14 protein-coding genes are annotated in these 17025 nt (G+C 71.3%); 7 read left to right on the plus strand and 7 right to left on the minus strand.

Annotation, left to right across the window (positions count from 1 at the left end; all coding sequences use genetic code 11):
* Positions 1-251 precede the first annotated feature (251 nt).
* Positions 252-1463: an FAD-dependent monooxygenase gene (locus P3T35_RS31695; RefSeq protein ID WP_101384689.1), complete on the plus strand. Its 1212-nt coding sequence runs from the start codon at positions 252-254 to the stop codon at positions 1461-1463.
* 73 nt (positions 1464-1536) lie between these two features.
* On the opposite strand, the gene P3T35_RS31700 is transcribed toward P3T35_RS31695, so the two are convergent.
* Positions 1537-2883: a tetratricopeptide repeat protein gene (locus tag P3T35_RS31700; RefSeq protein WP_101384690.1), complete on the minus strand. Its 1347-nt coding sequence runs from the start codon at positions 2881-2883 to the stop codon at positions 1537-1539.
* A 164-nt stretch (positions 2884-3047) separates the two neighbouring features.
* Between P3T35_RS31700 and P3T35_RS31705 the strand changes: the two genes are divergently transcribed.
* Positions 3048-3920, plus strand: coding sequence for a neprosin family prolyl endopeptidase (locus P3T35_RS31705; protein ID WP_101384691.1), 873 nt, complete (start codon positions 3048-3050; stop codon positions 3918-3920).
* A gap of 371 nt (positions 3921-4291) precedes the next feature.
* Here P3T35_RS31705 and P3T35_RS31710 read toward each other — a convergent pair whose 3' ends face one another.
* On the minus strand, positions 4292-4663 hold the full coding sequence (locus P3T35_RS31710; RefSeq protein WP_101384692.1) for an MmcQ/YjbR family DNA-binding protein: 372 nt from the start codon (positions 4661-4663) through the stop codon (positions 4292-4294).
* Between the two features lie 337 nt (positions 4664-5000).
* Between P3T35_RS31710 and P3T35_RS31715 the strand changes: the two genes are divergently transcribed.
* Positions 5001-6281, plus strand: a complete 1281-nt coding sequence (locus tag P3T35_RS31715) for a lipase family protein (RefSeq protein WP_348533446.1) — start codon at positions 5001-5003, stop codon at positions 6279-6281.
* 248 nt (positions 6282-6529) lie between these two features.
* Here P3T35_RS31715 and P3T35_RS31720 read toward each other — a convergent pair whose 3' ends face one another.
* The 4 genes from P3T35_RS31720 to P3T35_RS31735 all read right to left on the minus strand — a co-directional run bounded on the left by P3T35_RS31720 (position 6530) and on the right by P3T35_RS31735 (position 11080).
* Complete coding sequence (locus P3T35_RS31720) at positions 6530-7654, minus strand: beta-propeller fold lactonase family protein (RefSeq protein WP_101384694.1); 1125 nt, start codon at positions 7652-7654, stop codon at positions 6530-6532.
* A gap of 271 nt (positions 7655-7925) precedes the next feature.
* Positions 7926-9074 carry a hypothetical protein gene (locus tag P3T35_RS31725; protein ID WP_101384695.1) on the minus strand — a complete coding sequence of 383 codons (1149 nt, stop codon included), beginning with the start codon at positions 9072-9074 and terminating at the stop codon, positions 7926-7928.
* A 295-nt stretch (positions 9075-9369) separates the two neighbouring features.
* The gene (locus P3T35_RS31730) at positions 9370-10314 is read right to left on the minus strand and encodes a hypothetical protein (protein ID WP_101384696.1); all 945 of its coding nucleotides are present in this window, start codon (positions 10312-10314) and stop codon (positions 9370-9372) included.
* A 19-nt stretch (positions 10315-10333) separates the two neighbouring features.
* Positions 10334-11080, minus strand: a complete 747-nt coding sequence (locus P3T35_RS31735; RefSeq protein WP_101384697.1) for an SOS response-associated peptidase — start codon at positions 11078-11080, stop codon at positions 10334-10336.
* Between the two features lie 119 nt (positions 11081-11199).
* Here P3T35_RS31735 and P3T35_RS31740 point away from each other — a divergent pair, with 119 nt between their 5' ends.
* Complete coding sequence (locus tag P3T35_RS31740; RefSeq protein ID WP_101384698.1) at positions 11200-11682, plus strand: hypothetical protein; 483 nt, start codon at positions 11200-11202, stop codon at positions 11680-11682.
* A gap of 874 nt (positions 11683-12556) precedes the next feature.
* On the opposite strand, the gene P3T35_RS31745 is transcribed toward P3T35_RS31740, so the two are convergent.
* Positions 12557-13723: an alanine--tRNA ligase-related protein gene (locus tag P3T35_RS31745; RefSeq protein WP_101384699.1), complete on the minus strand. Its 1167-nt coding sequence runs from the start codon at positions 13721-13723 to the stop codon at positions 12557-12559.
* A gap of 695 nt (positions 13724-14418) precedes the next feature.
* Between P3T35_RS31745 and P3T35_RS31750 the strand changes: the two genes are divergently transcribed.
* The 3 genes from P3T35_RS31750 to P3T35_RS31760 all read left to right on the plus strand — a co-directional run bounded on the left by P3T35_RS31750 (position 14419) and on the right by P3T35_RS31760 (position 16983).
* Positions 14419-15222: an SDR family NAD(P)-dependent oxidoreductase gene (locus tag P3T35_RS31750; RefSeq protein ID WP_101384700.1), complete on the plus strand. Its 804-nt coding sequence runs from the start codon at positions 14419-14421 to the stop codon at positions 15220-15222.
* A gap of 760 nt (positions 15223-15982) precedes the next feature.
* Positions 15983-16624 (plus strand): hypothetical protein, encoded by a 642-nt coding sequence (locus P3T35_RS31755; RefSeq protein WP_101384701.1) that lies wholly within the window; start codon positions 15983-15985, stop codon positions 16622-16624.
* Positions 16621-16983 (plus strand): transcriptional regulator, encoded by a 363-nt coding sequence (locus P3T35_RS31760; protein ID WP_101384702.1) that lies wholly within the window; start codon positions 16621-16623, stop codon positions 16981-16983. Before P3T35_RS31755 ends, P3T35_RS31760 begins: the two co-directional genes overlap by 4 nt.
* Positions 16984-17025: the final 42 nt, after the last annotated feature.

The following is a 17025-nucleotide window of genomic DNA, read 5'->3' on the forward strand; positions in this document are numbered from 1 at the left end:
TTGGCCCCGTGATCGGGTCATGGCTGTGGTGACGGATGGTCAGTCGGGGTGTCGGATGCTGCCTGGGGGTCTGCGCCTGCCCTGCCACGGTACTCGGTAGCGGGGCGGTTCGGCTGGTAGGCCGGGCGCTGGAACGTGTGCGAGGTGGTGCACGACACGGTGATCAGCGCCCCCTGTGGAGACTGTGACAGTTGCTACTCTGTGTCGCTGTAAAGAAACCGTGAGCAACTGCGAGCAACCGTGAGAGACACATGAGGATCGCATGTATCGGTGGTGGCCCCGCCAGTCTCTACTTCTCGATGTTGATCAAGCGTCAGGATCCGGCCCACGAGGTCACCGTCGTGGAGCGGAACCCGGCCGGCTCCACCTATGGCTGGGGGGTGACCTATTGGGGCAGCCTCCTGGACCGCTTCGAGCGCGACGATCCCGTCACCGCGCAGGCTGTGCGTGCGAGTTCGGTCCGCTGGAGCGACGGTGTGGCGCACGTCCGCGGTGAGCGCGTGGTGCACCACGGCGACGAGGGGTTCAGCATCGGCCGCCACCGCCTGCTCGACATCCTGACCCAACGGGCCGAGGACCTCGGCGTGCGGGTGCGGTTCGAGCAGGAGATCGAGGCCGTCTCCCAACTGCCGGACGCTGACCTGATCGTGGCCGGGGACGGTGTCAACAGCCGACTGCGTGAGCACTATTCGGCCGAGTTCGGCACCGATGTCTCCATCGGGCGCAACAAGTACATCTGGCTGGGCACCCGCAAGGTCTTCGACTCCTTCACCTTCGCGTTCGTCGAGACCGGGCACGGCTGGATCTGGTTCTACGCCTACGGCTTCAGCAGCGACCTCAGCACCTGCATCGTCGAGTGCTCGCCTGAGACCTGGGCGGGTCTGGGCTTGGACGTTCTCGGGCAGGAGGACGGCCTCGCGCTCCTGGCGGGGCTCTTCGCGGACCCGCTCGACGGCAACCCGCTGATCGGCCGGCCCGGTGGCGACGGCCCCGCCCAGTGGCTGAACTTCCGTACCCTGACCAACCGGAGCTGGTACCACGGCAACATCGCCCTGATCGGCGACGCCGCCCACACCACCCACTACTCGATCGGTGCCGGCACCAAGTTGGCCCTGGAAGACGCCGTCGGCCTGGCCGGCGCGCTCGCCCGCCACCACGACCTCCAGGCGGCGCTCGAAGCCTACGAGCGCGAACGGAAGTTCGCCGTACTGCCGTTCCAGAGCGCCGCCCGGTACAGCGCCCAGTGGTACGAGAGCATCCCGCGCTACATGCAGCTCAAACCCGAGCGGTTGTTCGCCCTGCTGGGACAGCGGCACTCCCCACTGCTGCCCCACCTGCCGCCGCAGGCCTACTACCGGATCAACCAGGCCGTGGAGCAGTTGACGGCGCTTCGGCAGCTGCGGAGTTGGCTCGGCCCCCGCGTCGCCCGCGCCGTGCACGCCCGGTCGCGGGCGTACCGCTGAACCAGCCGGAGCGGTCCGCGGAGGGCAGGTCCTCCGGCTGCGTCACGTCTTGGAGGTGAACCCCCGTGGCCCGTCAGAGCGGTGGTGCCGCCGGTGCCGGACCGAGCGTGGTGGTCCCGGGGGCGGCCTGGTGGCCGAGGCCGCTGCGGTAGACGTCCAGGGCCTCCTCCGGGAGGCCGGTGCGGCGCAGCAGATCGCCCAGCAGCCGGCACAGGTCGGCCAGGTCGGCGGTGGCTCCGGCCTGCTGCAGCAGCTCCAGTGCGGTGCGATAGTGCTGCTCGGCTTCGGCGTGCGCGCCGCGCTCCTCGGCGATGAGCCCCAGCAGCCGGTGGGCGGCGCCCGCGTGCACCGCGCCGCGCTGGGGGTGCAGTGAGCCCAGCAGGTCCGCCAGCAGGGCCGCCGCCTGCGTGCTGCGACCCGAGCGGCGCAGCACGTCGGCCAGCTCGACGTCGATCTGCTGGGTGTAGAGCGCGGCCTGACGGTCCGCCAGGATTCGGCGGGCGGTGCGCAGTTCACGCTCGGCAGCGGGCAGGTCGCCGTTCTGGGCGCGCAGGTAGCCGCGCATCCAGTGGCAGTGCGCGAGTTCGGTGCGGATCCGCAGTTGCTGGTAGAGCTCCTGGGCCCGGGCCAGGGAGGCGTCGGCCTCGGCGGCCCGGCCGCCGGCCAGCAGGGTGCGGGCCACCGAGCGGTGCAGCCGGGCCACCGCAGCGGGATCGTCCACCTGCGGGGCCAGCGCCAGGGCGAGCTCGGCCGCCTGCGCGGCCCGCCGGTGCGCGCCCAGGTCCAGGTAGGGGGCGATCACCGCGGAGTAGAGCAGCAGCAGGGCCTGCGGGTCCGGCAGGCCGTCGGAGTTGAGCTGGTCGATCGCGCTCTCCAGCAGGTAGCAGGAGTACCGCAGGTCGCCGGCCAGCAGATGGGCCACCGCGCGCCCGCGCAGCGCCGGGACCCGCAGGGGCAGCGGGGCCTGGCGCAGCAGATCCTCGGCGGCTTGGAAGTGCCCGATGGCCTGGTCGAGTTCGCCGGCCTCCAGGGCGCAGTCGCCCAGCCCGACCAGCGCGGCGGCCTGCTCGTCCGCCAGCCCGTGGCGCTGCGCCTCGGCGGCCAGCTCGGTGAACTGCGCGGTGGCGTCGGCCGCTTCGCCGGTGTGGAGGGTCTGGCGGGCGTCGGTCAGGCGCAGCCGCAGGTCGGTGGCCAGGTGGGGCGGCCGCCCGGTCTCGAGCTGCTCCGCGCTGACCCCGAGTCGCTCGGCGAGGTAGCGCAGCGCGGTCTCGGAGGGGCGGGCCTTGCCGGATTCCAGCGTCGAGATGTACGCCGCCGTGTAGGCCGGCTCGGCCAGGGCGCGCTGGGTGAGCCCGTGTTCGGCCCGCAGCCGCTGGATCCGCCGGCCGATCCGCAGCCGGTCGTCCTCGTCGCCCGTCATGCCGCCCTGCCCTCCGCGTCAGTCGTACTGCCGCGCCCAGGCTATTGCGTGCCGGTACGGCCACCACTAGCTTAACTCTCAATGTAAGCGAGCTTACGTCAGTATTTAACACCCGGGCCGGACTTCGCCCGACCCTCGCTCTCGCACTCGCTGAATGGACCCCCATGCGCATACGGCAAACCACCCTCGGCACTGCCGCCACCCTGGCGGCCGCGCTCGGCCTGCTGGTCGCCACCCCGGCCGTCGCCGAAGCCTCGACCACATCCCCGGCAGTCGCGACCACATCCCGAACGGTCGCGGCCCACCCGCTCCCGCCGGCCGTCCCCTCCGCCACGCCGCCGGCCAACGGCTCGGGGCCGGTCTGCTGGTTCGGCGCCTGCTATGACTACGTGTCGGGCCGTCAGAAGACCGACGCCGCCGGCGCGAGCATCCTCATGCAGCAGTCCGCCCCCACCCTCAAGCCCGGCGACACCGACTCCCACTCGCTGCAGGAACTGGCCGTGCAGTCCGCCGACCAGAAGTCCACCGTGGAGGTCGGCTGGACCGTCGACCTCGGCCTCAACGGCGACCTGCTGCCGCACCTGTTCGTCTACCACTGGGTGGACGGCCAGGAAAGCTGCTACAATGCCTGCGGTTTCGTGCCGGTCTCCCACGCCGTCACCGCCGGCATGGCGCTGCGGCCCGGCGACGCCGCCCGCTACGCCATCGTGAACATCGGCGGCGACTGGTGGATCTTCTACAACCACCAGGCCGTGGGCTACTTCCCCGGTTCGCTCTGGAGCGGCGGCTACACCCGCGCCCAGACCATCACCGCCTTCGGCGAGGTCGCCCACGCGGCCGGCAGCACCTGCGAGTCGATGGGTGACGGGCGGTTCGGCAGCGCGCCGGGCTCCGGCTGGATCCGCGACTTCCAACTGCTGGACGCCGCTGACTCCGCACAGCTGACGGTCACCGCGACCAGCCCGGCGCTCTACGACTCCGGCCGGGTGACCCCGACCGCCTTCCACCTCGGCGGCCCGGGCGCCGGCCCCTGCTGACGGCCGACCTGGACAATCGCCACCGGGAGGTCCGGGTCCTGGCCGATGGCGTCGGAATGCGGCTGCGGGCGGGGTGCCGAGGAGGCTCTGGCCGCCTCAACAGCCGCCCACGTGCGACTCGATGGCACCGGCCTCGCGGCGAGCATCGCCGGGCCCGGCCCTGACGGGGTCGGGCCTGGCGGGCTGTTCGCGGGCCGGGCGCGGTGCGCCGCACGGCGCCCGTTCCGCGTCCCGCGCGCTCGGGTGGTGGGCGTCTCCGATGCGCTGCCGAGGTGGGCCGTGAGCGCGGTGGCAGTCTCGCCGGCGGTCGGGTCCGGGGCGCCGGTCCGTTGGGCGGTCCGTGCGGCGCCGTCGCGTACCGGCCCGCCCGGTCAGTCCTTGCGGCCCCGGTCGGGCCCCGGCGCGACGAAGGTCTCAAGAAGGCGCTCCGGGGCGGCCTGCTTCCAGGAGTCGACCAGAATGTCGTACAGCTCGGCGATGTCTTCCAGCGCGCCGAGTCGTACCCGCACCCAGGCGGAACTCGCCTCGTGCGGTGGCACCCAGAACTTCTCCGGTTCCGAAGCGATCAGCTCGGTCCGGTCGTACTTGGGGCACCGCACGGCGAACGAGGTCTGATCATCGGGGACCGTGACGAACATCTTCCCGGCGACCCGGAACGTGGGCATGCTCCACGCCTCCTTCTCCACGGTCTCCGGGAGGGACAGCGCGATACGACGGACATCATTGGCATCCAGCACAGTCATCACCGTAGACGTGCCTGCCGACAGTGGACGTGCGGCCAAGCGGAACACGCGACCCGCTCGTCCGCACACAGGGGTCCGCGCCCGGCTGCCGACCGCTCGTGTCCGAGACGGTCGGCCCCGGCATCGCCGCCCGGTTGGCGGAACTCCTGGGCGAGACCCCCAGCGCTGGAGGCGAGCTCCCGCAGCCCGGCGCTGTACAGGTTCGTTACCTCCCGGTAACTTGATGGGTCGTCACCTGTTCCTCATTTTCACTGTCACGGGGGAAACCATGAGAATGCCCGCCGTCCGGCAGCTGGCAACCGCATGCGTTGCTGCGCTGGCCTTCACTGTCACCCCGGTGGCCACGGCAGTGGCCGCCCCTTCCGGGATGCCGGGGGTTGCGGCGAAGGACCCGTTCTACGGCTACGACGGCAGCAGGCCGCTGTCCTCGTACGAGCCCGGAGCCGTACTGAAGACGCGGACGCTGGCGTACCACATCGAGGGCATCCCGACGCCGCTGACGGCGGTCCAACTGCTCTACCGCACGGCCGACGCGCAGGGCCGGCCGACCGCCAATGTGACCACGGTGGTGCGCAGCCTGCGGGGCGACGGCGGCAAGGCGGTGTCCTACCAGTCGTTCTACGACTCCCTCAACCCCGCAGACGCGCCGTCCCGAGCCATCGCCGGTGACGTCCGGCTGGGCGGTGTCCTGGCCAACTCCGAGAACATCTTCCTGGCGCCGCTGCTGCTGCAGGGCTACAACGTCATCATCCCCGACACCGAAGGACAGAACGCCGACTTCGCGGCCGGCCCTGAGTACGGGACCGACACGCTGGACTCGATCCGCGCCGCGACCCAGTCGTCCGCACGCACCGGCATGAACGCCGACACCCGCATCGGCCTGCTCGGCTACTCGGGCGGTTCAATCGCGACCGATTGGGCGGCCGCGCTCGCGCCCGGCTACGCGCCGGACGTGAACGCCCGGTTGGTGGGCTTCGCCGAAGGCGGCCTGCTCGTCGACCCGGCGCACAACCTCACATACGTCAACGGCTCCCTCCTGTGGTCCGGCGTGATCCCCATGACCATCATCGGGATCGACCGGGCGTACAACAGCGGCCTCAAGTCGTACCTGACCAGCTACGGCACCGAGGTGTACGACAAGCTGGAGCACGGTTCGCTCTTCGACGCACAGGGCCACTACCCCGGGCTGACCTGGCAGAAGATGATGAAGCCGCAGTACGCCGACCCGGACTCGGTGCCCGCCTTCGTCGATGCGGTGAACAAGCTGAACCTCGGGTCGGCCGCCACCCCGACCGTGCCCGGGTACCTGGCCCAGGGCGGCCAGGGCGGCACGGAAGGAACCTTCAACAGCCCCGCGGGCATCGGAACCGGTGACGGCGTGATGGTCGCCGGAGACGCCCGCGCGCTCGCCCGGCAGTACTGCTCCACCGGTAACGAGTCGATCGAGTACCAGCAGTACGACCTGCTCAGCCACGTCCCCACGTCCGCAGCCTGGGCGCCCAACGCGATGGCCTGGCTGCGCGACCGCTTTGCGGGCAGGCCGGCCCCGTCCGACTGCGCCCGCATACCGGCGGGCAACTCCCTGGCGCCGCAGGAGCCGACGTCGTCCACGCCTTGACGCCTGCGACGGCGCCGGCCGGGTGCCCCGGCTTCCCCGCCGCTCCCCACTCGGCCCAAGCGCGGGTGTCTGGCGCCGGGTGCCGCCGGCGGTGCTCCGCGCGTGTCCGGCCTGTGGGGCTCGCCTGTCTCCCGCGTCCTGCACGCCGCCACCGCCCGGCCCGGTAGTCCGGGCCGGGCGGTGGCTGCTGGTGGTGCGGTAGGCGTGGCAGGCGCGGTGGTCGTGGACGAAGCGGCTGGGGGCGTGGGTCAGAGTGCCGCGATGCCTTCGCCGCCCGCGCCGCCGGGGACGGTCTGCGAGCCGATCATGGTGAGTGAGCCGTCGTGGTGGACGGTGAACTCGTCGAGGATCCCCTTCACGCCGGTCCGTACGTAGAGGTGGCCGTCCGGAGAGGCAGCCGCGTCCACGGTGCCCGGGTCGGTGGCCGTGTCGCCGAGGACGGTGAGGTGGCGGCCGTGGTCGGCGGTGCGGACGCCGGTCAACGTCGAACTGCCCGCGTTCGAGGTGTAGACGACATCGCCCACCCGGACCGCCCAGCAGACCGCCGCCTGCCCGGTGTCCGCCGAGGCCTCCCGAACGGCCTTTCCGTCGGCACCGATCCGGTACGTGGCAAGGGAGTTCGTGCCAACCTCGGTCAGGAACAGGCCGTGCCGCCCATTCGGCACGAACCCGAACGGCACCGCGCCGGGCACGGTGGTCACCACGGGGGACTGCGACGGTGCGCCCGAGTGGTCGATCCCGAACACCGCGATGCTGCTCCCGTTCGCCTTTGTGGTCACCACCAGCTGCGAGCCGTCGGCCAGGAACCCGATCTGCCCGGGCGTGTGGGTGAACTGCGGCGTCGCGTCAGGGTCCAGCCCGAGCCCGCGGTTCCACCCGGCCTCTGTCATCAGGTGCCCGCGCACCAGCCGGTACCCCTGTACCGACCCGCCGCCGAGCGCGTTCAGCACGTACACCCGGTCCCCGTTCACGGCAACGCTGACCGGGAACATGCCGCCCGAGCCCACGATCTGACGGAGTATCAACTTCTCGCCCTGGACGGAGAAGACCGACACCGTGTCACTCCCGGCGTTCACCGCGTACAGCAGCCGGTGCGCCGCGTCGTACGTCAACGCCCCCTGCGATGCCACGTGGTCCGCGACCGCTCCCTGCAGCACGCCGCCCCGGCCGCCGGTCGCGTACACCGCTGCCTGCGCCAACGTCCCGTCGCCGGCCTGGTGGTAGGCGACGATCTGGTTGCCGGCAGGGTTGTCCGTCTGCACGAACACGGGATGTGCCGGCGGTGCGCCCGCGGCGGAGGCCGCCGGCGCGAACACACCGGCCGTCGCGAGCGTGGCAGCCACGGCAACGCCGATACGGGTGAGCCTGTTCATGGTGATTGCTCCTTCGAGAACCGGTGGAGTCGTCCTGCACGCAGGCTATGGCGCGGTCGGGGCGCAAACCCCGGAATGTGGCCGGACGTCAGACTCTCGTTAGAGGATGCTTCATCCTGCGGGTGGCGCCCTGGCCTCGGTATACCGGTTCTCGCCGGCTCGGGTGGATCCGCTGGTGGGGCGGCGGTTTTGCGCGATCCAGCCCAGCGTGCGCTCGACCGCCCACTGGCGCGCTGCCGCCGCTGCCGCTGTTGACACGCCGTGCGCCGCCTCATTTCTCGCTGGGTCCGCCTTGCGGGGCGCAGCTCGTGTTCGGGTACTTGTTGGCCTGCTGGGGAACACCGTCGCGGGTTCGGGTGATCTGCGGGGTGAGGGCGGCGACCTCTTCGGCCAGTTGCTGATACGTGGCTCGGGCGTGCAGGTCGGCGGGATCGGGCTGGTCGACCGTCGCCAGTGGCTCGTGCGCGGCCGCTGCCAGGGAGTTGATGGCTCCCGGGCCGTAGGTCGCGACGATCTGCTCCAGCGAGAAGACCGGAATGGTCTTCTGGCCCAGCGTCGCCAGCAGCCGTACGTCGTGCACCAGCGGCGCCAGTGTGGCGTACGGGGCGAGGCCGGCGACGCCGATGGTCAATTCGCCTGCGTCGCCGAGGTGTTGGTGCGCGGACTGGTAGTACGAGGTGATCAGGCCGGGGCTGATGGCGGAACCGAAGTCGGTGTTGAAGTCGGAGCGGTATGCCTGGAAGTAGTTGGCGTCCCAGGTCGCGGGCGGGTTGCTGGTCGCGTTCAGGGTGTCCTGCAGGGCCAGGGTGCCCGCGTCGAGGTCGTCCAGCGACTGCGGCATCGCGGTTTCGTCGAGGGCGAGGCCCTCCCGGTGGGCGCGCTTGATCAGGGTTTTGTTGGCGGCGATGGCCTGGCACTGCTGGGCCGGATCGATGTTGGCACTCAGCAGTTGCTGCTCGGCGCTCTGGTCGCCCGCCATGGCCTTGCCGACCAGGGCCATGGTCTGCGCGGTGCCCTCGTCGTCGATGACGATGCCTTGGGCGTGCAGGCGGTCGGCGTCGAGCCAGGTGCGGATTGCGTCGACCTCGGCCTGGGTCTGCGCGCTGGTGGTGTCGTTTCCGCCCGTCCAAATGGTGACCGGCAACGCCAGGCGGTTGGCCTCGCCGATGATGTCCGTGGCCCAGGAGTCGGCGTCAGGACGGTAGTCCCCGTCGTTCACCTGCACGAACAGGCCGACATGGTTGCGCGCCAGGGTCTGCCACAGCTGCGGGGTCCAGATCGCCATGGTGTGCGAGGAAGTCCACACCGCGAGCTGCCCGTGGCGGCCGTGCCCGGGTGCGGCGTCGGCCGGGGCACCGACGGCACTCAGGGTGAGAGCCGTGGCGGCGAGGACAGCGACGCAGAGGTACCTGTTGTTCATGGGGGCGCTCTCCCGCTCTCCTTGAGGATGGCGGCGTCCTTGCGCCGCACAGGCACGTTCAGATTTCCAACTGACTTGAGGAGTACGCATGTTGAGTGTACTGCCCGTCAAGCGAAAGCCTCTGGTGGCTTTGCCGGGACTGCGCTCTGGGCGGCGGCTGGCGGTACTGCGGGCGGCGCGGCGGCGCGCTCCCCGGGGGACACGTCCCGGTCGGGACCGCCTGGGACGGCCGCGAGTCACAAGGCGCTGCCTGGGCCAGGGAGAACGGCGCGCCGAAGAAGAACGAAGGTTCGGCCTACGAGCGCTTCGCCGACGACTGCTGCGCCGCGGCCAGGCGGCTTTCGGCCTCCTCGGCCCGCCGGCGGGCCTGCTCCGCCTGCTTACGCAGCCTGACCAGTGCCGTGCGGGCTCCCCGCTCGGCTTCCTTCGCACTGCGCTCCGCGAACCGGGCTGCCTCCAGCGCGGCCTTGGCCCGCTCGACCTCCCCCGTGGCCCGGGCCGCCTGCTCGGTCAGCGGCTCCAGGACGCGCTCGGCATCCGCCACGGCCCGCGCGGCCCGGGTGGCCTCGGCAGCAAGGCCGTCGCGCTGCGCCTGCAGGTCATGTAGCCGCTGTGCCTGCCGCTCGTCGATGGCCTGTTGCTCTTCGCGGGCCGTATCAGGGCGGTCCTGTCGGCCGGAACGGGCCGTTGCCTTGCGGGGCCGGCCGGAGGCCGGCGGCTGCGCAGCGGTGGCGCGCCCGGGGGCGGCGTGCAGGAGCGGGGCGAGGTCGGGCAGAGTGGTGGGCGGAGCCAGCACGGCGCTGAGGCGTCCTGCGGCGAGCTGGTCGGCGGCCTGCTGGTCGGCGGCGGCAGCGGTCAGGGTCTGCTCGACTTCTTCGCGCGCCCGGGCGCTGAGCGGCTGGCCGGCTTCCGCTGCGGCGAGGGCCGCCAGGCGGGTCAGCTGGTCGAGCACCTGATGGCGTTGAGTCGTGAGCCGGCGCAGCGCGTCGGCGTCGAGACCGGCCTGGGCACGACGCAGGGCGGCGCCGAGGTCGAGCAGGTCCTGGAGCTGCCGGCGGTGCTGTCGGGTGAGCTGGTTGACGGCCCAGGCGGGGGTGGTGGGGCGGCGCAGTGCGGCGATCCGGCGGGCGAGCTCGGGCTGCCGGTCGGTCTTGGCGCGGCGGGCGGCGGCGTCGCGGGCCGCGGTGAACCCGGTCGCGGGTAGCGCGTAGAGCTCGTCGGCGACCTGGTCGAAGTCCATCACCGCGTCCTTTCCTCGGTCAGGCCAGTGGGGGAGCGTCGGGGGCTTCGGCCAGGAGCTCGGGCCCGTTGTTGCGGACGCTGTTCACCGCCGTGGAGACCGGGCGGATGGCCAGGTGGCCGTCGGCGGGGGTGTGGAGCAGGGGGCGCAGCTGGGCGGGGTCGGTGTGGTCGGGGTCGAGCCATGCATCGAAGTCGTCGGCGGCGATCGCCAGCGGCATGCGGTCGTGGATGCGTCCGGCATCGTCGCGGGCCTGGGTGGTGATGACCGTGGTGGTGGTCAGCCAGGCGAGCGGGTCATCGTCGGGGCGAGTGGGGTCGCGCCAGAACTCGTAGAGGCCGGCCATCGCGATCAGGGTGCCGTCGGCCGGAGCGATGAAGTAGGGCTGCTTGTAGGCCTTCCTGCCGTCGGCGGCCGGGATGGCGACCCACTCGTAGTAGCCGTCGGCCGGCAGCAGGTACCGACGGGTGGCGAAGGCCTTGCGGAAGGCGGGCTTCTCGTGGACGGTCTCGGCCCGGGCGTTGATCATCCGTGCTCCGACGCCGGGATCCTTGGCCCAGGACGGCACCAGGCCCCAGCGCAGCGGCCGCAGCCTGCGGGCGAGTTCGCCGCTTTCGCGGTCGAGGCGCTCCATGACCGCCCACACCGGGTCGGTGGGCGCCACGTTCCAGCTGGGGGCGAGAGTCTCGTCCGGGTCCCAGCGGGAGGCACCGAACAGGGTGGCCAGGTCCTGGGGACCAGTGGTGGAGACGAAGCGACCGCACATGCCGCCAGCCTGCCATCTACGCGGTGCGGGCGGGCAGTGCGGGCCGCCCTGCGGTGATCGGAACACGGCAGACGGCGCCATGTCCGCCACCGCTGCGCCGGTGGCTCGTTGCACGGACCATGGCGGAGGATGCCGGGCGCGAGCCCGATGCGGTGCTGTGGGCGTTCGTGGTGCGAGAGGCGACGCAGGGGTCGCCGTTCGCGGAGGCGTTCGTGGAGATCGACGAGCGGCGCTACGGCGAGCTGATCGATGATGCCCTGATCAGCGGCTTCGAGCTGGCCGTGGGCGACCCGCCCTCGACCAGCGCGGCGCTGCTGGTGCGCGAGGAGCGGCTGGTCGAGCTGGCGCTGGCGGGCGGGCACCGCGGCTGGGCCATGGCCGAGCCGCCCCTGCTGTCCGCGGACTGGCTGGTCGCGGCCGCGGGCCGGCAACTCGTCGTGGTCGTCCTGCTCCCGCCCGGCACCATGGCGCAAGCCGCTGAGGCATCGATGCGTGCGGATCCGGCGCCGGCTATCGGTGCTGACGCGTTCATGGGCGCGGTGGACCGGGCGCGTTCGGCTGCTCGGCTCTTTCACGGGATCGCGCGTCTGGTGGCGGTATGACCCGGCCGGCCCCGTCGACGTCACAGCTGACGGCCCTTCACCTGCGGTCTGCGCTGGGTGGTCTGAGTGGAGCCGGTGATCCCGCCGGGCGAGGCTGATGCGTCATGGCCGTTGAGCCGGAAGACCCGGTGTCGGCGACCCTCGAACCCGACGCGTTCGACCGTCAGTCGCAGTCGAAGACGCGGCAGGCTGGTTCCGGGTCTGACAGCCCCTGGCAGTGATCTTGAAACCGCAGAGTTCAGGTTGTCAGCGCGCCCGATGGCGTCGCCGCTGACGCTCGCACTCCTTGCTGAAGGCGCTCCGCAAGGTTGAGACCACTCCGGCGGCCGATGGCGCACTGGGGGCGGCGCTGGCTGCCCGGATCGACTGGCGTGCCCGCACCCCGTCCGACCCGTGCGCGCCGGGACTGACTCCAAGCTCGGGCGCACCTGGCCCGGCTTCAAGCCTCCCGGCCGGGGCGTACTGCGGCCTCGCCAGGGGACAGCCTGCGGCTGTACGACCACCCGCTGGAGGCGACGCTGGACGGCCGCACCACCGAGTACTCGCTGCACGAAGTCCCAGTGTGCGACGAGTACTCGGGCAAGGCCGGTCATCTCTACGTGGCGCTCCCGACCGGCCGTCAGCAGATCCTGACCGTCCTCCTGAAAGAGACACCCGAAGCCGAGATGCGGACGTTCGTCGTAGCGGTGTTCAACGCCGCTGCCGACGCCAAGGTGTCCAAGGTCGAGCGCCAGGTGCTCGTGCCGCAGGCCGGGGCCGGGGCCGAGCTGCGCAACGCGATCGGCGACACCGCCGGACCAGGAGCAGGCCGCCCGGCGCCGGCCCGCCGAAAGGGTGGCCCACCCCGGTGCTCTGGCTGTCAATGGACGGCCCGTCACTGCGACCGCAGGTTCAGGACGAGGTCGCGCGGCAGGCCGTGGGTGTCGTGGAGGTAGCGGAGATCGTCCTCGCCGAGCAGGCCGCGGAATCGAGGACGGGACAGCACCTGCCGGCCGCGCTCCAGGAGGCGGTCGAACCGGCGCTCCTCGTCGAGCAGCACCTGGCGGACCACGTCCGAGCCCATGTCCTGGCGGAAGTGGTCCAGGGTGTGCCGCACCAGCTCGTCCGGCAGGTCCCCGAGGCCGCGCAGCGGGTCGTCCCGGCGGAGCACGGTGAGCACCCGGCGCACCAGGCGGCGCAGCACGTAGCCACGCCCGGTGTTGGATGGGCGTACATCGTCGCCGAGGACGACGATGGCTGAGCGCAGGTGGTCGCAGACCAGGCGCAGTGACGGTTCGTCCAGCTGCCACAGGGTCGGTACGAGGCGGCGCCAGGGGTCGAAGACGTCGCATTCGAATACCGACGACCGGCCCTGCAGCAGGGAGGAGAGCCGTTCCAGGCCGAGGCCGGTGTCGAGGTTGCGCTGCGGGAGCGGGACGAGCGAGCCGTCGTCGAGCCGCCGGTGACGCATCATCACGTGGTTCCACACCTCGACCCAGCGGTCATCTCGTGTGGGCGTCGATTCCGGCGGGGTGTCGCCGCTCCACAGGAAGATCTCCGAGTCGGGGCCGCACGGGCCGGTCGGTCCGTTGGACCACCAGTTGTCCTCGACGGTGAGCTCGACCGGGACGCCGCGGTCCTGCCACAGCTCCAGGGAGGCGGTGTCCGGGCCGACTTGGTGGTCTCCGCCGAAGACGGTGACGTGGAGCAGGCCCGGATCGATGCCGAAGCCGTCGGTGAGCAGTCCGTAGCCCCAGTCGAGGCTCTGCGGGCCCTCGTAGTCGCCGAGCGACCAGGTGCCGAGCATCTCGAAGACGGTGAGGTGGGTGCGGTCGCCGACCTCGTCGAGGTCCGTGGTGCGCAGGCAGCGCTGCACGTTGACCAGCCGCCGGCCGAGCGGGTGCGGGCGCCCCTCCAGGTAGGGCGTGAGGGGGTGCATGCCCGAGGTGGTGAACAGCACTGGGTCGCCGGGCGGGGGCAGCAGGGTCGAGCCGGTGATCCGGCGGTGGCCGCGCTCCTCGAAGTACTCGATGAAGGTGCGGACGAGCTGGTCGGTGTTCATGGGGGTGACTCCTTCGCGTGTGTGCCAGGGGGAGGCACCGGACAACGAGTCCACGCGATCAACGGAACCGAGGAGGGAACGCCTCGAAGCCACCACCGGCGGACCGTTTCCGGTCGCCGGGGGAATGACGTACGTCAGGCGGTGGCAACCGGCGAGCTGGTCGCTCGCGCGGCTGCGGTGAGGTATCGGCCCATGACGTCCATGCCTGGGAGGCTAACGCCACGGTCACACTCCGGGCCACACGATTTACGGGCAGTCGCCGGCCGGGCCCCGGCCAGGCAGGCCACCGCGCACGCACACCGCGAAGCCTTCAAGTAGGCCCTGGCTGCCGCCCCTTGACGCCTCCTCGATCGGCGACTGGCCACCGTCGCCGAGGCCGTCGCCACCGACCGCCACCACTTGGCCCTGCGCACCGACGAACAGGCGATGGCCTTCCTGACCGCGCCCATCAGCGGCCAGTAATGGAATCCGGCCGACGCCTTCGTCCGAGTCCGCGCCGCGGGCGGTGCTCGATGACCGACCAATCCGCGCCGCAGCCGCCGCCGCTGCTGCACGTCTCCTCTCCGACACCGCCCAAGCCGTCCTCGCCCAGCTGTGCTCCGGCGAGCTGGACGCGGCCGGGAAGCTCATCGAGCGCCTCGCTCCGCGCGGCTGTCCGGCAGGCGGTCCGGGGGCGCCTGGTGCAGGCTGGCGGCATGGGTCTCACGGGTGCGAACACCGGAAGGGCGGGGAACTCCGAAGCCGACAGTGGCACAGCGCTGTCAGGGTGCGTCGCGCTGGTGACGGGTGCGTCCAGCGGTATCGGGGCTGCCACTGCCCTGGCGCTGGCCCGGGAGGGGGCGGCAGTGGCGCTGGTGGCCCGCAGCACCGAACGGCTGGAGGAACTGGCAGCCACGATCCGGGGCCATGAAGGCTCGTGCGCCGTTATCAGCGCCGATCTGCGGGACAAGGTGAAAACCCGGGACATCGTCGAGGAGGTCGCCGAGCGCTTGGGGCGACTGGACGTGCTGGTGAACAACGCCGGTTACGTCGCGATGGGGACTGTCGAGGAGGTTGGCGCCGAGGATGTCGACCGGATGGTCGACCTCAATCTGACGGCTGTCCTGCACCTGTCGCAGGCGGCGCTGCCGCATCTGCTGCGTGCGGCGGCGGGCGGCCCCCGTAAGGTCGCCGACCTGGTCAGCGTCAGCTCGGCCGCCGGCCGTGTGGTGCGCCGCGGCAACGGCGTGTACTCGGCAACGAAGCACGCGGTGTGCGCGTTCAGCGAGGTCCTGCGCCAGGAGGTGACCCGGCGCGGTGTCAGGGTCGGCGTGATCGAACCGGGGCTGACCTCGACGCACATGGCAACCGGTCCCGGCCTCGCTTCGGCTCGCGGCATGGCACAGGAGTCTTGGCTGCGGGCGGAGGACATCGCCCGCTCCATCGTCTTCATGGTCACCCAGCCCCGGCACGCCGCGATCAACGAAATCATGGTGCGCCCGACGGCACAGGAGCACTGAACCGCCACCCACATGCGCCGTCCCGACAGCGGGCATGGCCACCTCCCACGCCCTGCCCGGCGCCCGCCCCCTGGCCCGGCAGCTCCTGCGGCTGCACCGCCCCAGCCGCCGCCCGGATGGCAAGCCCCACTGCGTGGCCTGCTACGGCAAGAAACCGCAGCCACGCCGGCCCTGCGGGCAGGGCGGTGAGGTCACCGTGATGGCCATCCGGGCCCGCGACAGCCGCCCGGCCCTGTGCCGCCGCCCGTTTCATGTCGGCACCGTAGCTGCCGTGACCCCCTCGGACGGCAGACGCTGCCGACCCTTCAGCCGGATCGAACCCGTATGCCACAGAATTGTGTAGCCGAGCGGTCGTACGAATACGGCGCCTTCCGAATCCGTGTCGGTCACCCCCCCGCCTGGCACGAGCCATGGCCGAGAATCAGGTCGCCGCCCTACGCGTGCCCGAGACCTCTGCCAGGCCCTCGACCTGCCGGTCGTCCCGAAGAACACCGAGGGCATCCGCTTCCACTGAAACGCCTGGTCAGCGCAGGCATCTTCACCGAGACCGAACCAGGGCCGTTCACCCAGGCCCACCCAACCCCCCACCGCAGACTCCCACCGGTGAACGCCGCACGACGCGAGGACCGCGGACCACCCGCTCGCCCCTATGGGCACTTCACAGAGAGGTCTCTAGACACAATCGGTTTGCAATGCAAACCTTGACCCTATGGCGACTCAACCCGTTCCGTCCTCAAGTGACCCCCGGCACCTCCTGGCAATGACCGGGGCTCTGGTCCACCGTGTCCGCCGTGAGCAACGCGGTGCCTGGTTCCCGCTCCTGGTCTTCGCCGCCGTGAGGTTCGCCGCGGCACCGATCGTCCGATACGGCCAGGGCCCCTGCGATACGGCCCACGGCGGCCTGGGAGGGATCTGCGTCAACTCCCTTCCCCCTGCGATGTGGTACTGGCCGGTGGCGCTGCTGCTCGCCTACCTCGCGATCAGCTGGTTCTACCTCCGTCGTTCCGCCAAGCTCGGCCTGGGTACCCGGATCCAGCCGTACCTGGTGCTGGGCATCGCCCTCGCCTTGCTCATGGCCGCCGACGAGGCATGGACGGCGGCCCACCCGGGGTTCCTCGCCGAACTGCACGGCCCGGCGCCGTTCTCCCTGCTCGCCGACACGGTGATGAGCCCGGCCGGCACAATCGGTCTGGCATTGCTGCTACTCGCCCGGATCGAGCGCAGCTGGCCGCTTCTCGCCGTCACCTGCGGGTACCTGCTCGCCATGCTCAACTCCGGTGTCCGGCCTGACCCGTCCCCGTTGGCCTTCCTCCCGAGCCTGCTGCTGCAAGGCGGTGTGCTTCTGCTCGGCGGTGTCGCCCTCGCTCTGCTGCACCGGGCTCAGGGGCGGTCGGCCGGATGACCGAGCACCCCACCAGCAGCCTCGACGATGTCGTGCACCAGCGCGTCCGCCTGGGCATCCTCGCGGTGGCCAAGCAGGCCCGGCGGGTGGAGTTCACCTTCCTGCGCAGCACGCTCGGCCTCACCGCCGGCAACCTGTCCCAACATCTCGGCGTCCTGGAGAAGGCCGGCCTGGTCACGATCGACAAGGGTTACGAGGGTAAGCGCGCCCGCACCTGGATCCAGCTCACCAAGGCCGGTAAGAAGGCCCTGCACGACGAGATCACGACGCTCAGGACGCTGATCCACCAGCTCGAAGGACCTGAAGAACATGACGGGGGAGTCAACCCCGGTTCCGCAGCCGCTCCATCGCCCGGCTGAGTTTCCTGTGGGAACCGGTACCTTCTTCGCAGGGACCACACT

The organism is Kitasatospora sp. GP30 (assembly GCF_029892145.1).
Taxonomy (GTDB): Bacteria; Actinomycetota; Actinomycetes; order Streptomycetales; family Streptomycetaceae; genus Kitasatospora; species Kitasatospora acidiphila.

What these genes read in the sequence shown, in the direction of transcription:
- P3T35_RS31760 (WP_101384702.1), top strand. Translation starts at nt 16,621, where the DNA reads ATGACCGAGCACCCCACCAGCAGCCTCGACGATGTCGTGCACCAGCGC.
- P3T35_RS31755 (WP_101384701.1), top strand. Translation starts at nt 15,983, where the DNA reads ATGACCGGGGCTCTGGTCCACCGTGTCCGCCGTGAGCAACGCGGTGCC.
- P3T35_RS31700 (WP_101384690.1), bottom strand. Translation starts at nt 2,883, where the DNA reads ATGACGGGCGACGAGGACGACCGGCTGCGGATCGGCCGGCGGATCCAG.
- P3T35_RS31720 (WP_101384694.1), bottom strand. Translation starts at nt 7,654, where the DNA reads ATGAACAGGCTCACCCGTATCGGCGTTGCCGTGGCTGCCACGCTCGCG.
- P3T35_RS31745 (WP_101384699.1), bottom strand. Translation starts at nt 13,723, where the DNA reads ATGAACACCGACCAGCTCGTCCGCACCTTCATCGAGTACTTCGAGGAG.
- P3T35_RS31750 (WP_101384700.1), top strand. Translation starts at nt 14,419, where the DNA reads ATGGGTCTCACGGGTGCGAACACCGGAAGGGCGGGGAACTCCGAAGCC.
- P3T35_RS31735 (WP_101384697.1), bottom strand. Translation starts at nt 11,080, where the DNA reads ATGTGCGGTCGCTTCGTCTCCACCACTGGTCCCCAGGACCTGGCCACC.
- P3T35_RS31725 (WP_101384695.1), bottom strand. Translation starts at nt 9,074, where the DNA reads ATGAACAACAGGTACCTCTGCGTCGCTGTCCTCGCCGCCACGGCTCTC.
- P3T35_RS31710 (WP_101384692.1), bottom strand. Translation starts at nt 4,663, where the DNA reads ATGACTGTGCTGGATGCCAATGATGTCCGTCGTATCGCGCTGTCCCTC.
- P3T35_RS31740 (WP_101384698.1), top strand. Translation starts at nt 11,200, where the DNA reads ATGGCGGAGGATGCCGGGCGCGAGCCCGATGCGGTGCTGTGGGCGTTC.
- P3T35_RS31730 (WP_101384696.1), bottom strand. Translation starts at nt 10,314, where the DNA reads ATGGACTTCGACCAGGTCGCCGACGAGCTCTACGCGCTACCCGCGACC.
- P3T35_RS31705 (WP_101384691.1), top strand. Translation starts at nt 3,048, where the DNA reads ATGCGCATACGGCAAACCACCCTCGGCACTGCCGCCACCCTGGCGGCC.
- P3T35_RS31695 (WP_101384689.1), top strand. Translation starts at nt 252, where the DNA reads ATGAGGATCGCATGTATCGGTGGTGGCCCCGCCAGTCTCTACTTCTCG.